Below are 15,087 nucleotides of genomic sequence, written 5' to 3'. Positions count from 1 at the left end.
TCGATCACTCCCCCTTTCCCTGCTGTGGCTTCGACTGCTGGGGCCCGATCTTGGAAGCGCGTCGGCCCGGCCCCTGTGCGTGACCGACATAGGTGTCTTTGTGGTCTTGGGACTCCAGCCGTTCTTCGGAGGCCCCCGGATTGGCGGTGGTGCCGTCCACGGTAAAGCGGGACAGGGTCACCGATCCGACGAAACCAATCACACTAGCAACAACCACAAACATGATGTAGTCAGTCAGCCCGGTCAGGGCCATGATGACCACCAGCGCTGAAGAGACCGTAATCAGTAGCACGTCGGTGGCAATGGCACGGTCCAAGGTCGCCGGCCCGCGCGCGATGCGGTAGACCGAGGCCAGCGCACCGATCGCCAAGAAAACCAGGCAAATCCAGCCTGCCAACTGAAGGACATGCATCAACGCTCACCTCCCCGGTGTTGCGTTTGGTCTGGAGCACGCTCACTGGCCTCGTGTTCCCCACGAATCAAGGCGTAGTCCTTCTTAGACCCGATGGCTCGGATGATGTGGCTCTCGATATTGCGTGAGTCGCGTTTATAGTCTTCAGCGGCTTGATCATTGGGCACATCCAGCACGTGTAAGTAGAGGGTAGAGGTGGTCCGGTCCACGTCAATGACCAAGGACCCGGGGATCAGCGCGTAGGCGTGAGCCACCAGGGTAACCACGAGGTCGTCGTGGCTCCGTAGCTGGACGGCGAGCACCGAATTGGTGATCCGCGGGCCTCGGACGATGGCTTTAATCCCCACATCGATCGAGGCCCAGGTGATCTTCCACAGGAAGATGAACAGGAATTTCACCGCGTAGTAGAAGTTGAACCGGTCGCCGAAGGGAATCGGTGGCAGGCGGAAAATGAACATCACCAGCACCGCGGTGATCGCGCCCATGATGATTTGTCCGAGGCGGAAGTCTTGCCACAGCGCACACCAGATCAACACCAGGAGCAAGAACATGGGCCATTGGGTCCACCAGGGTGGCTTATTTTCAATGACGCGCGCGTCCGAGTCGTTCTTGGGTGTCGACGCGGGGGGTGCCTGATCAGTCATCGCGAGCCTCCTTCCTGCTCAGAGTCTCTGATGTAGCATCCGATGCGCCGGTGGCAACATCGGTGGCTTCTTCGGGGTCATTGTCGTCTTCACCGGCACCATTCGAGGACTCGGAAGCTAATTCGATGCCATATCCGTTGAGTTCCTGGAGGTCTTCGGCGGCTTGGGCGGCTGCCTCATCGCCGAGCACGGATTCAATATACGGGGTGCGAGCGAGCATATCTTCGGCGGCCTGGTCCGCGAAGCTATACAGTGGGCCGGCGACCACGGTAAGGCCTACACCCACGGCGACCAGTCCGATGGTGGGGGCCACCAGGCCGGCTAGGTTTTTGCGGATGGGTGGCTGGTTATTCTCGGCGGCTTCGGCTTCTTCGGACACGCGCAAGGTGGCATCTTCGACGTCCTCAGCTCGGCGCCAGAAGACGCGGGCCCAGATCCGGACCATCACCAGTAGGGTCAACAGGGAGGTGACTACCGAGGCAATGACGAGGGCGAAGGCCAACGGGGAGCCCTCCCCCACACCGGCCTGTAGCAGACCGATCTTGCCGATAAATCCGGAAAACGGCGGGATACCCCCGAGGTTCAGGGCCGGAATGATGTAGAGCACCCCGATCAACGGTGAAATCTTCAGCATCGAGCCCAGGCGGTCGATATTGGCGGTACCGGCCCGGTATTCAATGAGCCCGGTGACCAAGAACAGCGAGGTCTGGATGGTGATGTGGTGGACCACGTAGAACACGGTGGCGCCCAGCCCCACCACATTGGCTAGGGCCAGCCCAAAGATCATGTAGCCGATATGGGAGACCAAAGTAAACGACAGCACACGTTTGATATCCGACTGCACCAGGGCACCGAGGATACCGATCACCATGGTCAACCCGGCGACCACCAGCAACAGATCGTTGAGCCGGTTGCCTGGGAACAGCAGGGTTTCGGTGCGCACGATGGCGTAGACACCGACCTTGGTCAGTAAGCCGGCGAACACCGCGGTGACCGGGGCTGGGGCGGTGGGACAGGAGTCAGGCAACCAGAACGACAGCGGGAACACGGCGGCTTTAATCCCGAACCCAACCAACAACATGATGTGTAGCACCTGTTGCAGGTCGGGGTCGAGTTCGGCGAGTTTGACCGCCAAATCGGCCAGGTTCACGGTTCCGGTCGCGCCATAGATCATCGCGATCGCGATCAAAAAGATCACCGAGGAGATCACTGAGACCACGACGTAGGTGACACCGGCGCGGATCCGTGGGCCGGTCCCGCCCATGGTCAGCAACACGTAGGAAGCCGTCAGCAGGATTTCGAAGCCCACATAGAGGTTGAAGAGGTCTCCGGCTAAGAACGCGTTGGACACCCCGGCGGTCAGGATCAGGTAGGTGGGGTGGAAGATCGAGACCGGCCGGGGCGTGTCGTCATCGCCGATACCCTGTGCGGAGGCGTAGAGCAACACCGCGAGCACCACAGTGGTGGCAACCACCAGCATCAGCGCCGAGAACCGATCGACCACCATCACGATGCCCCAGGGGGCTTCCCAGCCGCCGAGGAAGACGGCGTTGGCGCCCTCGTTCCAGGTGGCGATCAGTAGCGCGACCTCCAAGAGCAGGGTAACCACAATGGTCAGCACGGTCACCAGGATTTGGCCACGCGGACGTCGGACCAACGTAAAGGCGAGGGCGGCGCCCAGGATGGGCAACACGACGGCCAGCGGGGCCATGGAGATCACATCGAGCTGCATGAGCGATCATCTCCTGTCGTGGTGGAGCCGGACTCGGCCGAGGGCGCGTCGTAGGCCATGTTCGGGTCCTGGTCGTCGTCAATAAACTCGGATTCTTCCTCGCGTAGCTCGGCATCATCTTCGGCGTCGTAGGTGGGTTGCTCGGCCACCTTGACGTCTTCGACGTCAACGGAAACTTCATCGCGACGGGCCAGCACCCAGGAGCGGTAGATCATCGCCAGCAAGAAGGAGGTGGTGGCAAATGAGATCACGATCGAGGTCAACGTGAGAGCTTGTGGCAACGGATCGGCGTATTCATCGGCACTGACCGAGTCGCGCACGATCGGGGGCCAACCGGCGGGGCCGGCCATGATGATGATCAACAGGTTGGCTCCGTTGGTGAACATGACCAGTCCGAGCATAATGCGGGTCAGGGTCCGTTCCATGACCATATAGACCGCACCGGCGAACAGTGCTCCCATGATGATCAGCAAGATCGCATCGATCGTCATCAGCGACCACCTCCGGTTCGCGGTTGTGCTGTGGACTGAGTACTGACCTGCTTGCGACGGGCCTCAGCTTCTTCGCGGACGGCCAATTCCTTTTCGTACCGACGGTCGACCTCTGCACCCAGGGAACGCAATACGTCGATGACCAGGCCGATCACCACGAGGTAGACCCCGATATCGAAGATCAATGCCGAGGCCGCGTGGACGTAACCGAAGACCGGTAGCGTGAATTCAAAGTCGACCTGCTGGAAGACCTCACCGCCGAAGAACAGCGGGATGATCCCGGAGATGGCGGCCAGCGCCAGTCCGGAGCCCAGCACCACACCGGCGGGGATGCGCACGGTTTGGGCCAGCTCATAGCGGCCAGCGGCCAGGTACCGAATGGTCAGCGCCAGACCGGCCAGCAGACCACCGGCGAAGCCACCGCCGGGGACGTTGTGTCCGGCCAGTAGCAGGTAGATCGAAATCAGGATGATGATGTGGAAGATCAGGCGGGTGACCACTTCGAAGATGATGGAGCGACGTTCCGGCGCCAGGGTCCGACCGGCGATCAGCCACGGGTCACGCGAAACCGTCGAGAACCCACGCACCACCGAGATTTCGCCGGTGCTCAGCGACGCGGCTTTATGGTTATAACGTCCCACCGAGCCGGGTTCCACATCGGCCAATGAGTGGTGGCGGAAACGCTCCCGGGTGGCGATGAAGACCAGCGAGGCCACACCGGTGGCGGCCGCGGTGAGCACCGTGATTTCGCCGAAGGTATCCCAGGCGCGCATATCGACCAGGGTGACGTTGACGATGTTGTAGCCACCGCCTTCTTCGGCGGCCAGTTCCGGCATTTTCAGTGAAATGGGGTCCTGCACACGGGAGGCCAGCACGGTAGCAGCCAACCACATCATCACCAGACCGAATCCGATCGACAAGAGCGCGCGCGCCCAGCGGTTATTGCGTCCATGTAGCCCGGTGGGAACCCGCGGTGGCAGCACCCGCAGGCCCAACACCATGGCCACCAGCACGATGGATTCCACCAGCAACTGAGTCAGGGCCAGATCCGGAGATCCGCGGAGCGCGAAGATGGCGGCCAGCACGTAGCCGGTGGCTGAGACCAGCATGACGGCCATGAAACGACGACGGGCCCAGACGGCACCAGCCACGGCAATGATCATACAAATCGAGGCCAGCACCAGACCCGGTGATTGCTCCAGTCGCCAGTCGCCGAAGAAGGCCACGTTGGGCAGGCTGACAGTGGTGGGATCGTTATTGGTCGGGAACAGCATGGCCAGCAACGGTCCCACGGTGGCCACGGTAAGAATGATGAACAGGTAGAAAGCCAGGTCACCGCGCTGGGTGCGACCGGTGACCCAGACGGCAAAGGCATCTAGACGCTGCAGGGTCCAACGATAGACTTTGGCCGAATCCACCCAGGACGGTACGGCATCTTGTGCATGCCAGACCCGGTCTTTGAAGGCATAGAGCACCAGACCGACGAGAATGATCGCGATAGAAATCGCCAGCACCGGGGTGAATCCGTGCCACAGCGCCAGGTAGGCCGGATCGTTCTCAAAACCGGCTAACGGTTCGGCGGTTTGGCCATAGGCCTCGGGCAGGGCACCCATCAATCCGGGAACGAAGGCGGCGACCAGGCTGATCACGCTCAGCACCGCTGCTGGGGTGGTACCCAGGATCGAGGCCGACTTTTCGACCGGGGTGTCGTCCATCTGCTGGGTAACGCCCTGGTCGTCCACGGTGGTTTTGGTGGCGAAACCACCCCAGAGGAACCGTGCAGTGTAGGCTACGGTGAAGACCGAACCCAGTACCGCCACGGCGAGTGGCAGCCACGCCCAGACGATACCCCAGAAGCTCGGGGCCGCATACGCGTCAGTGGCGACTTGTGAGTGGACCTCGCCCCAGTGCAGGGCTGATTCCAGCACGGATTCTTTGGCCACGAAACCAAAGAACGGTGGGATACCGGCCATCGACAACGAGGCCAGCAGGGCGAAGGCAAAAAGCCACGGGTGGTTTCGGCCCAACCCGGACAGGCGGTTCACATCGCGCGTTCCGGCCATCTTATCGATGAGGCCCACCAGCATGAACAGGGGTGCTTTGAACAGCGTGTGGGCCATCAGCATGGCCAGTCCTGCCATGGCGGCGTCGCGGTCACCCAACCCGTTGGCGATCATCAAGAATCCCAGCTGGGAGACGGTGCCGAAGGCCAGGACGAGTTTAATATCGGTTTGACGTAGGGCTCGCCAGCCGCCGACAAGCATGGTCCACATTCCGACCCCGAGCACCATCACTTGCCAGACTGGCATGTCGGCGTATCCGGGGGCTAGTCGTGCCACCAGATAAACACCGGCTTTGACCATGGCAGCCGAGTGCAGGTAAGCCGAAACCGGGGTGGGGGCTGCCATAGCCGCGGGGAGCCAGAAGTGGAAAGGCACCTGGGCGGATTTAGTCAACGCACCCAGTAGCACCAGGCTGATGGCCCAGCCCATAAAGGCTCCCGAGTAGGGGCCAGTCAAAAGTTCTTCGGAACGGTTGACAACCTCGGAAATCCGGTAGGTGCCGGCTGATTCACCGAGCATCATCAGTCCGACCAGCATGGCCAGACCACCGAAAGTGGTCACTATCAGCGCGGTAATCGCGGAGCGACGGGCGAAGATTCGTTGCCCGGCGTAACCGATCAGCAGGAAGGACAGCACCGAGGTGATTTCCCAGAAGATGTAGAGCACCAATAGATCATCGGTGGTGACCAGCCCGAACATGGCGCCGGCGAAAGCCAAAAGTTGAGCACCGAAGGTACCGTTGCGCGGGTCACCGGCGCTGAAATACCGAGAGCAGTAGACCAGCACCAGAGCGCCCACACCGAGCACGATCAGCGACATCAGTGCCGCCAGGGTATCCATCCGGAAGGAGAGTTCAACGCCGATCTCGGTTAACCACGGGTAGGTGCGCACCAGCGGGTCATTGGCGGCATCGGCGGCTGCTCCGGAGGCTAAGAGTTGCTCGGAGTGGAGAATATGTGGCATCTGGGTGAGAACCCAGATGAAACCTGCGGCTGGGACCGCAGCCAAGACAAAGAAACCAGCCCGATCGGTAACTCGGAAAATCCAGGGCGCGACCAATGCGACGGCGAACAGTGCAATGAGCACAATAAGCACGGTCGTCCTCCAGAGCAATTATGGGGTAGGCACCCTTCTTACTTTAGCGCTTTTCGGTGTGGTCGATTGTCACAGGACGTCGTCACTGGCCAGGCCAGAGAGCTTTAAATCTGCCCACAGAGACGTTATTCCGGTCGTAACGAGTCAGCCCACAGCATCAGAACAGACCCCGGGGTTCCCCGGCATTTTGGGGTAGCACCGCCATTAACTCGGCCATATCGCCTTGAAAAATACATCTTTCATTCAGGTTCCAGTACCGCTGGTTGCCAATTCACGGTTATGAAAAATTTCACAGGGTCCGTGAAGTCACCTTCGGATCCCGGACCGGAATCAGCAACAAGGCTCCGGCCAGCAGAACCAGCATGATGGCAGGAATCATGGCGCGGGAGTCTCCCACGATCCCGACGAACAAAGTGATGAGTGCGGGTGAGAGGAAGGAAACCGACCGCCCGGTGGTGGCGTATAACCCGTAGATTTCACCGGCCGTGTCAGGAGTCACCAGTCTTCCCAGAAAACCGCGGGATGCCGACTGCACCGGGCCCACGAAGAAACACAGCAATAGTCCACCGACCCAGAACGCTCCCGCACCGTCGAGGAAGAAAATCGTTCCGGCCAAGGCCAAGAGACCGGCCAGTGAGATCCAGATGACCCACTTAGGCCCGAGCTTGTCATCCAGGAACCCTCCGGAAAAAGCGCCGATGGCTGCGACAACATTGGCGCCAATACCGAACAGCAACACGTCGCTGGCGCTGATGCCATAGACCGTGGTGCCCAAGACTGCGCCGTAGGCGAAGATTGCACCGGTGCCGTCGCGAAAGACCGCCGAGGAGATCAGGAAAGCTAAGGTGTTGCGGTCTTCACGCCACATACGCACCAGAGTGCCCCAGAGTTGGCGGTAGGATTCCACCACGCTAGGAGAGGGTTCGTGTGCGTTCTTCTGAGCCGACTCAGCCGAGTTGGTGAGGTCAGCCCCGACGCCACGCCGTTGAGCGAAGAGCACAGGCAAGGAAAACAGGAGAAACCACCCGGCCGCGATGACTGCCACGATACGAATGTTGAGCATCTGCTCATCAGGGACCCCGAACCAGTGTGGTCCCTCGGAAATGAAGCCCAGGTAGAGCAGACCCAAGAGCACTATTCCACCGAGGTATCCGCAAGCCCAGCCAATACCCGAGATGCGTCCGATCGTGGACGGCGTGGAAATATCGACCAGCATCGCGTTGTAGTGGACTTCGGCGTATTCGAAGAACACGTTGCCGGTTGAGAGCAGAATGACTCCCAGCACCAGGTAGGTTTCCTGCGGTTGGACGAAGAAACAGCTCGCCATACACGCCACCACGAGCGCGGTGTTCATGCCTAACCAGAGCGTTCGTTTCCCGCCGCGGTCGCCCCGCTGGCCAATCACCGGTGCGGTCACCGCAATCAGTGCGCCGGCGACCGCGTTGCCGGCTGCCAACCACGAGGTGCCTCTGCCATCGGGACCGAAAACCTCAGAGCTCAGATACGTGCCGAAGACGAAGGTCACCATCACGGCATTGAAGGCCGCCGACCCCCAATCCCACAGCGACCACGCCACCACACGCAGACGCCGCGACGTTTGGCGGGACCCGTCAGGAACGTGTTGGAGGCTGGCGGAGCTCATGGTCTGGAATCCTGTCAGCGTTCGATCGTGGTGCGGTAGAAATTCAGATGGCTCCGCGACGCGGTCGGCCCACGCTGACCTTGGTAACGGTTGAGATTTCCGCCGGAACCGTAGGGCTCCTCGGCCGGCGAGGAGAGGTTGAAGAAGCACAGTTGGCCAATCTTTGACCCCGGCCAAAGCTTAATCGGAAGGGTGGCCATATTGGACAGTTCCAAGGTGATATGACCGGAAAAGCCCGGGTCGATAAATCCGGCGGTGGAGTGCGTGAGCAGCCCGAGCCGTCCCAGCGACGACTTCCCTTCGAGTCGCGCTGCCACGTCGTGAGAGAGCGTGACTTGCTCGTAGGTCGCACCCAGCACAAACTCCCCCGGGTGCAAAATGAACGGCTCATCCGGGTCTACGCTGACCAAACGGGTCAGATCTGGTTGCTCTACCGAGGGATCGATGTGCACATTGCGGTGATTATCAAAGAGACGAAAGAACCGGTCCAAGCGCACATCAATACTGGCCGGCTGGACCATGTCACGGTCGAGCGGATCGAGTTGAATACGGCCAGAATCCAAGGAGGCCTTAATATCGCGATCAGAGAGAAGCACGAATCTAACCTATCTCAGTTAGCAACTTCAGACTTAATGGCACGTGTCAATGTCAGGTTTTGCCACACCGGGGTGATGGCACATCGAAAGGCAACATCTGGTACCCTCTATATGTCTCTGATGTGAGATCTGCGGGCGTAGCTCAATGGTAGAGCGCTTGCTTCCCAAGCAAGATACGCGGGTTCGATTCCCGTCGCCCGCTCCAGTGTGACACCCATTTGGATACAAAATATCCGAATGGGTGTCTTGCTCGCCGGCACGGATTTTCGCGGGGTCCGTCGGGCTTTTGAGCCTTGTTTCAGGGCGCGATTTGGCTCTCTGAGAGGGATGCCAGAAGCCAACCGTCGCCTGCTCAGCCCCGTTGCATTTATTGGTGGGTCCTCGTCTGAGGATCTGGTCGTAGGCCCTGGTATGGCTGTTTTGCCCTGTGATCGATGATCCGGGGGTGTTGTCGCCAGGGGTCCAGGACGCGCGTTGGCTGCTGATCGGGATACGGCCCGACTTCGGTTGAGGGCTCTTCGAAACGTGGCTGCCAGCATCGGATGTCATGACACCAGCGGCCAGGGATACAGCAGGACAAGGGGTCCTGTCATGACAACCGAATACGCCATCACACGCGGACTCGATGTCGGCAAGTCCACCCACCACGGATACGCGCTCACTGTTGACGGGCAACGCGTGTACGACCACGAGCAGCCCCCGCACCAGGCCGCGTTGCGCACTGTTATCACTGATCTGCAGTAGCACGGTGCGGTGCTTGTCGTCGTCAATCAGCCGAACACGATCGGGGCACTGCCGATCGCCGTCGCTGACGATGCGCAAGGCAGCGAATCTGTATCCGAGCCGTGGACCGTAGCTCCGAGGGCTTATCGGCGCTGAAGGTGCTGTCCGGGTTCGACGGGGACCTCGCTCCCGAGACAACGCGCGATCAACCGGCTACGATCGGTACTGATCCAGATCTACCCCTCCTTGGAACGCGTCACCGCTGGTGTCGTCCTCACCCGGACGATCGTGATGGAGTTGCTCCCCCGCTACCACGGGCCGGCTAGGCTCAAGACTACCGGCAAGGCCGGGGTGAAGCCATGAGCCCGCAACCACAGCCACAATGATGCCGGCCCACTCATCGACCAGGTTTTCCAGGCACTCGCCGAGCAAACTGTCACGGTGCCCGGTGCCGAAGCAGTCAAGCTTGTCATCCCGAGACTCGCGACACAGATCCTCCTGGCAGCCGGCGACCTCTCCGCGTTCCCAAGCCCCGCACACCTGTCCGCCGGCGCCGGGATCGCTCCCGCGACCCGACGAACCGGGACCTCGACCCGGGGTGAGTTCCCCGCCGGCGCTGGGAACAAGCAGCTGAAGAACACGTTGCTCCGAACCGCATGGAACGCCTCCTGCCACGACCCGCTATCGAAGGCCTACTACGAACGGAAAAGCCGAGGGGAAGCGCCATAACACGACCGGTCATGTGCTTGGCGCGTCGCCGGTTAAACGTCATGTACGCGATCATGAAAACAGGCACCCTACACGAACCCCGAGACCCAGTAGCCGCTTGACAACAACCATAAAGACACCCCCGGTGACCTCCAGTCGTCGCGCACGGCCAGATGATCGGCCAACGCCGCGGGCCCGGGCGTCGCCCCCGAACGCCGAGCAAACGCACAACTAGAGCCGACTGGTAGTATGGTGGCATACTCGTCGGCTGGTCAGTGAAGGTGTGGTGTGAAAACAACCCTGCGTGAACAACAACGCCTGCGCACTCGTGCGGGCATCCTCCGGGTAGCTGCTGAGGAGTTCGACCAGCGTGGCTACGCCTCAGTCGCACTCAGCGATATCGCTGCACGTCTTGAGGTGACCAAGGGCACAGTGTATTTCCATTTTCCATCGAAGGCAGCCCTCGCCGGTGCCGTGGTCGATACCTACTTCTCCGCGTGGGAAGCGGTCTTAGCCGAAGTCAGGCGTCAGAACTTACAAGGCATCGCTGCGTTGCGCTGGCTCTCAGCCCAGGTTGCGCAGAGTTACCGCGACGAGCCAGGTGTGCGCGCGCCTTTGCGGCTGATGCGTGAGGCTGATGTCATCGGGATTGATCTGCCGACCCCGTTTTTGCCGTGGGTCGAGACAGTGACCGAACATCTCGGTGAAGCCCAAAACCTCGGTGAGGTACGGCGCGGACTCAATGTCGAGGCCGTGGCCTGGCAGATCGTGGCAGGATTCTTCGGCGCGCAGGAGATCTCGCATCAGCTCACCGGCAGCGCCGACATCGTCGAGCGAGTCGAAGCCATGTGGGATCTGCTTTTGCCCGGGATCGAGGCCCGCAGCTCGGCCTGACCGCGCTCCTGTTTCCCTGCCTCAGATACGGAGGCTTCCTCATGGCCATGATTGAGACAGTCTCCTTTTGTGGTTTTATTCGACGCCCTTGAGGGCACTGGTCATGTCGATGCCCTTGATGCGTCGGGTCAGCAACAGTGTCGCGGTCATTGCGAAGAAGATAGTGATGGCCGAGGCAATGGCGAGGCTGGCTATCGAGACGCTGGGCAGGTAACTGGCCCGGTCGGTGCTGAACAGGCCAACGTACTGGCCGAGAAACCACCAGCCCGCAGGAATGCCGGCAAGCCATCCGATCAGCGTGGTGGTGATGTTCTCTCGGCCGGCCGGGGATCGCAACTCCCCATGGTGGAAGCCGAGCACGCGCAGGGTCGCGTAGTCACGGATGCGTTCGGTGAAACTCAGCGCCCCCAGGTTGTACAGGACCACGACGGCCAGGATAATCGCGAAGACCTTGATGAGTGTGAATACGCTGGACAATGAGTCGACCAGCGACTGCGCATTGGCCTCCTGTTCCTCAAGACTCAGGTCCCCGATGACCCCAGGCAACTCTTGCACGTCCTCGTCGGCCGCCTCCTCGGTCAGGTAGCTGGTAGGGAAGAATTCCCCGCCGACGTCACTCCATGCTTCCTCAGTCAGCACGATCCCCTGTGGCTCGGAGATCGCACTCACCGCGGTGATCGTGATCTCATGATCGCTACCGTCCGAAGTCGTGATCATGACAGAGTCGCCGACATTGAGGTCGAGGCTATCGCTGAGACGGTCTGTGATGACAGCACCTTCGTCTGTCACGGGCATGACATCACCGTCCCGGTCCAATAAGCGGAAGAGGTCGCCTGTTCCGAGTACAGTCAGCGTGTGCTCGGTGCCGTCCTCAGGTCCGAGCTGGACCGAGGACTGGTGCACCCATTGACCCGAACCGGCTTCCTCCTCGATTCGCTCGCGCATCGCTTCGGTGGCCAGCGGGGAGATCGACAGCCGCGTGTCGTAACGGTATTGCTCGGAGTAGGACAGTTTCACCTGCTGATTGAGGGTGTCGGGCATGCCGAAGCCAGTGACCAGCAGCATCATGCATCCGGTGGTCGCCACGATTCCCATGACCACGCGGACCGGGTTGCCGGAGGCATCGCGGATCGCCCAGCGGCTTCCATACGGCAGACGTTGCCACAGGGTGGGGAGCCGTTCGAGCAGGCTCCGGCGAGCTCGTCCAATGTCCGAGCGCATCCCTTCGGCCGGGGTCGCCTTACGCATGGGACGAGTGGCCGTCCAGGACGCGAGAATGCACACTACGATCAGCAACACCGGCAGGACGGCACTCGCTGGGGTGTAAGCGGTGGTCCATGCGGGCAGGCTGAAACTGCCTTGTTGGGTACTGAGCACATATCGCGACAGGAGTGGCGTGAGCCCGAGACCGACCAAGACACCGATGAGGACGGCGACAATGCCCACGGCCGTGAAGTAGGTGCCGATGAGTCGATTGGAGTGGCCGAGCGCCTTCAGGGTCGCGACCTCGCCACGCTGTATGTCGGTCAAGCGCCGAATCGAGGTGAAGATCGACAGCAGCGCGACGAGGAGGAACAGCGAGGAGAACAGGTAGGATAGACTCTGGATCTGCGACACTCGTTCGTAGGCGGTCGCGACATGCGGGTGTGTATCGCGGTCAGAGAATGATCCATAGCGGTCCCCGAGAATGCCAGGCGCCTCAGCGTGGACTACGCCTGGATCGCCAAGGATTGTGATGGTTTGCTCGACCGGTTCGGCCCCAGCCAGCTCGGTAGCGGTTTGGTCGCTAACGATGCCGTAGCCGAACGACGCGGGGTCCGGGGCAACTAGACCGGTGCCGGTGTAGGCGATCTTGTCCGGCTGCAAGATCACTCCCTTGACTCGCAGACTCGTGTCGGTACCACCGCGAGAGACGGTGATCTCGTCGCCCGTGCCAATGTTGTTTGCCTCGGCGTAGGCTTCGTCGAGCCAGACCCCGTCCTCGTCAGACACTGGTGCGCCGTCGACGCTGTACGGAGCGTTGATTCCGGCGTCATCGCGGGTGCTCAGCGACAGATCGTCCTCGGACGAGCTGTCGGTCCGGGTCACCGACACGGAGGTGACGAGGGATGCCTGGTCAACGCCGTCGAGGTCTTCGATCTGCTCGGCGTCGTCCTCGGTCAACGAGTATCCGGTGACCCAGGCGTCGGGCATCTCCTGCTCCGCGGCGAAAGAATCAAGCTCTGCCTGGATGCCTCGCCAGCCACCTTCTAGCCCGGAGAAGATAAGAACACTCAGCGCTGCCATCAGGGAGACAGCGATGAACTGCGCCCAGTGCTCGCGAAGGTCACGGACGAGCTTGCGCCCGAACAAGATCATGATGCTACTTCCCTCACCGTGATCGTCTCAGGTGTCTCGTTGCGGCGGTTCTCGACGACGCGCCCGTCGCGCAGACTGATCAACCGGTCAGCCGCCTCAGCAAGTGTGTGCTCGTGGGTGACGACCACGACAGCGGTCTCGGTACTGCGCGCGGTTTCCTGCAACTGAGCGAGCACCTGCGTTCCGGTCACCGTGTCCAACGCGCCACTGGGCTCATCACATAGCAGAAGCCCAGGCCTCTTCGCCAGAGCGCGGGCGATCGCCACACGTTGCATCTCTCCGCCAGAGAGATGCCGGGGGAACTGATCGAGTCGGTGACCAAGCCCCACCCGTTCCAGCAGGTCCGTCGCGATATCAGCGGCTTCCCTGCGAGGCATAACCAACGAGGCGGCCAGGGCCACGTTCTCCACAGCGGTCAGATTCGGGATGAGATTGTAGAACTGGAACACGAAACCGACCCGTTCCCTGCGATACCCGGTCAGGTCTCTGTCCGACAGCGTCTCGATCGGCTCGCCGTCGACGCGGATCGACCCGGTGCTGGGTCGGTCCATCCCACCGAGAAGGTTCAGCAACGTGCTCTTGCCCGATCCGGACGGTCCGAGGATCACGGTGAACTCACCAGAGGCGATCTCGACGTCCACATCGGTAAGTGCGACAACCTGTGCGTCACCTGCGCCGAAAGTGCGTCCGACACCGGTGACGGAGAGGAAAGGTGCGTAGTTTACCACTGAACGATCAGCGCTCCGTAGTGGGTGCCCGAACCAGTGCCGACCAATAGAGCTGTCTCGCCCTGCTCCATACCAGCGCGGTGCAGCGCCAGCGGGATGCTCGCTGCGATGGTGTTGCCCACATCCCCCAGGGTGACGACCATCTTCTCCCACCCCCAGAACCGCGCCATCATCTCCATGCCAGCCTTACTGGTCTGGTGAGGGATGACTCGGTCGACGCCCTCGGCGCTCGTGCTCAGTCCCGGCCGGACGGATTCGAGGAACGGCGGAAACCAACTGATTGCCCCGCGCAGAAGCTTGAGTCCCTGCATGTCGAATTTGAAGTCGTCGAGATGGTCGGCGGCGTTGTCGACTCGCAAGCGGCTGCCGAACCCGCGGATTTCTGCGTCGTGGATGCCATGGATGTCGGTGGAGAACCCCGAGGCGACGATTCCCTGGTCCTCGTTGACCGGCTTGCTCACGACCACGGCCACAGCGGCGTCGCCAATGAGGAGCGCGCTCTCAGGCTGATTGAAGTTCAGCCCCCGACTTCCAGCCTCGGTCGACACGATGAGGATGTGCTCGGCTCTGCCGGAGTCGAGGTAGAATGCCGCCTGCTGAAAGGCGACGAGGAACGAGATGCAGGTCGCGTGCACCGAGAACGCGAACTTGCCCCGCATCCCCAATTCCGCAGCGATCAACGCTCCACCGTCCGGGATCGCCTGCATCGGCGTGCCCGAAGCGTTCAGTACCAGATCGATGCCCGTCACGCTCAACCTGGCTGCCTCGATCGCCTTCTGCGCCGCCGACACCCCTTGCCGTAACGGATCTTCGTCCTTGCTGAGCCAGCGACGGGTCTTCACCCCCGTCCGCTGCACAGCCTCCTCGGCTGAGATGCCACACAAAGCTGCGACCTCTGCAGTTGGCACCACTCGCTCGGGAAGCGTCTCCGCTGACCCGAGCACTCTTATTCCCAGCGTGCCCAAGACTACTGACCTCCTCTACTCATACTGGACGCTGAA

At 61.2% G+C, this 15,087-nt stretch carries 13 protein-coding genes and 1 tRNA gene; 4 read left to right on the top strand and 10 right to left on the bottom strand.

The window, feature by feature from the left end; translation table 11 throughout:
• Nucleotides 1-4: 4 nt before the first annotated feature.
• The 7 genes from DCC27_RS11645 to dcd form a co-directional block, all read right to left on the bottom strand.
• Nucleotides 5-412 carry a monovalent cation/H+ antiporter complex subunit F gene (locus tag DCC27_RS11645; RefSeq protein WP_110098050.1) on the bottom strand — a complete coding sequence of 136 codons (408 nt, stop codon included), beginning with the start codon at nucleotides 410-412 and terminating at the stop codon, nucleotides 5-7.
• Nucleotides 412-1,056, bottom strand: a complete 645-nt coding sequence (locus DCC27_RS11640; RefSeq protein ID WP_110110927.1) for a Na+/H+ antiporter subunit E — start codon at nucleotides 1,054-1,056, stop codon at nucleotides 412-414. Before DCC27_RS11640 ends, DCC27_RS11645 begins: the two co-directional genes overlap by 1 nt.
• Nucleotides 1,049-2,788 (bottom strand): Na+/H+ antiporter subunit D, encoded by a 1,740-nt coding sequence (locus DCC27_RS11635; protein ID WP_117328661.1) that lies wholly within the window; start codon nucleotides 2,786-2,788, stop codon nucleotides 1,049-1,051. Before DCC27_RS11635 ends, DCC27_RS11640 begins: the two co-directional genes overlap by 8 nt.
• Nucleotides 2,773-3,279 carry a Na(+)/H(+) antiporter subunit C gene (locus DCC27_RS11630; protein ID WP_110100720.1) on the bottom strand — a complete coding sequence of 169 codons (507 nt, stop codon included), beginning with the start codon at nucleotides 3,277-3,279 and terminating at the stop codon, nucleotides 2,773-2,775. Before DCC27_RS11630 ends, DCC27_RS11635 begins: the two co-directional genes overlap by 16 nt.
• Nucleotides 3,279-6,437, bottom strand: a complete 3,159-nt coding sequence (locus DCC27_RS11625) for a Na+/H+ antiporter subunit A (RefSeq protein WP_110098054.1) — start codon at nucleotides 6,435-6,437, stop codon at nucleotides 3,279-3,281. Before DCC27_RS11625 ends, DCC27_RS11630 begins: the two co-directional genes overlap by 1 nt.
• 289 nt (nucleotides 6,438-6,726) lie before the next feature.
• Complete coding sequence (locus DCC27_RS11620; RefSeq protein ID WP_110110925.1) at nucleotides 6,727-8,079, bottom strand: MFS transporter; 1,353 nt, start codon at nucleotides 8,077-8,079, stop codon at nucleotides 6,727-6,729.
• A gap of 14 nt (nucleotides 8,080-8,093) precedes the next feature.
• Nucleotides 8,094-8,675: a dCTP deaminase gene (dcd, locus tag DCC27_RS11615; RefSeq protein WP_110110924.1), complete on the bottom strand. Its 582-nt coding sequence runs from the start codon at nucleotides 8,673-8,675 to the stop codon at nucleotides 8,094-8,096.
• Nucleotides 8,676-8,806: 131 nt separating this feature from the next.
• Here dcd and DCC27_RS11610 point away from each other — a divergent pair.
• From DCC27_RS11610 to DCC27_RS11600, 4 genes are all read left to right on the top strand, one after another.
• A tRNA-Gly gene (locus tag DCC27_RS11610) sits at nucleotides 8,807-8,880 on the top strand.
• Nucleotides 8,881-9,266: 386 nt separating this feature from the next.
• A complete protein-coding gene (locus DCC27_RS12615; protein ID WP_233242885.1) occupies nucleotides 9,267-9,419 on the top strand; it encodes an IS110 family transposase in 153 nt (50 codons plus the stop codon).
• 420 nt (nucleotides 9,420-9,839) lie between these two features.
• Nucleotides 9,840-10,127, top strand: a complete 288-nt coding sequence (locus DCC27_RS12610; RefSeq protein ID WP_233242884.1) for an IS110 family transposase — start codon at nucleotides 9,840-9,842, stop codon at nucleotides 10,125-10,127.
• 267 nt (nucleotides 10,128-10,394) lie between these two features.
• Nucleotides 10,395-11,000 carry a ScbR family autoregulator-binding transcription factor gene (locus DCC27_RS11600; protein WP_110110923.1) on the top strand — a complete coding sequence of 202 codons (606 nt, stop codon included), beginning with the start codon at nucleotides 10,395-10,397 and terminating at the stop codon, nucleotides 10,998-11,000.
• Nucleotides 11,001-11,075: 75 nt separating this feature from the next.
• Here DCC27_RS11600 and DCC27_RS11595 read toward each other — a convergent pair whose 3' ends face one another.
• The 3 genes from DCC27_RS11595 to DCC27_RS11585 are packed head-to-tail and all read right to left on the bottom strand — an operon-like array spanning nucleotide 11,076 to nucleotide 14,928.
• Entirely contained in the window at nucleotides 11,076-13,358 is a 2,283-nt protein-coding gene (locus tag DCC27_RS11595) for an FtsX-like permease family protein (RefSeq protein ID WP_110110922.1), read from the bottom strand.
• A complete protein-coding gene (locus DCC27_RS11590) occupies nucleotides 13,355-14,086 on the bottom strand; it encodes an ABC transporter ATP-binding protein (protein ID WP_110110921.1) in 732 nt (243 codons plus the stop codon). The genes DCC27_RS11595 and DCC27_RS11590 overlap by 4 nt, the downstream gene beginning before the upstream one ends.
• On the bottom strand, nucleotides 14,080-14,928 hold the full coding sequence (locus DCC27_RS11585; RefSeq protein WP_199223105.1) for a 3-oxoacyl-ACP synthase III family protein: 849 nt from the start codon (nucleotides 14,926-14,928) through the stop codon (nucleotides 14,080-14,082). The genes DCC27_RS11590 and DCC27_RS11585 overlap by 7 nt, the downstream gene beginning before the upstream one ends.
• Nucleotides 14,929-15,087 lie beyond the last annotated feature (159 nt).

Origin of the sequence: Auritidibacter sp. NML130574 (assembly GCF_003185725.2) — a bacterium.
GTDB lineage: Bacteria > Actinomycetota > Actinomycetes > Actinomycetales > Micrococcaceae > Auritidibacter > Auritidibacter ignavus.
This window is presented reverse-complemented; position numbering and strand designations above follow the sequence as displayed.

Excerpts from the sequence above, each read along its gene's own strand:
- DCC27_RS11635 (WP_117328661.1), bottom strand. The coding sequence starts at position 2,788 with ATGCAGCTCGATGTGATCTCCATGGCCCCGCTGGCCGTCGTGTTGCCC.
- DCC27_RS11630 (WP_110100720.1), bottom strand. The coding sequence starts at position 3,279 with ATGACGATCGATGCGATCTTGCTGATCATCATGGGAGCACTGTTCGCC.
- DCC27_RS11645 (WP_110098050.1), bottom strand. The coding sequence starts at position 412 with ATGCATGTCCTTCAGTTGGCAGGCTGGATTTGCCTGGTTTTCTTGGCG.
- DCC27_RS11595 (WP_110110922.1), bottom strand. The coding sequence starts at position 13,358 with ATGATCTTGTTCGGGCGCAAGCTCGTCCGTGACCTTCGCGAGCACTGG.
- DCC27_RS12615 (WP_233242885.1), top strand. The coding sequence starts at position 9,267 with ATGACAACCGAATACGCCATCACACGCGGACTCGATGTCGGCAAGTCC.
- DCC27_RS11640 (WP_110110927.1), bottom strand. The coding sequence starts at position 1,056 with ATGACTGATCAGGCACCCCCCGCGTCGACACCCAAGAACGACTCGGAC.
- DCC27_RS11620 (WP_110110925.1), bottom strand. The coding sequence starts at position 8,079 with ATGAGCTCCGCCAGCCTCCAACACGTTCCTGACGGGTCCCGCCAAACG.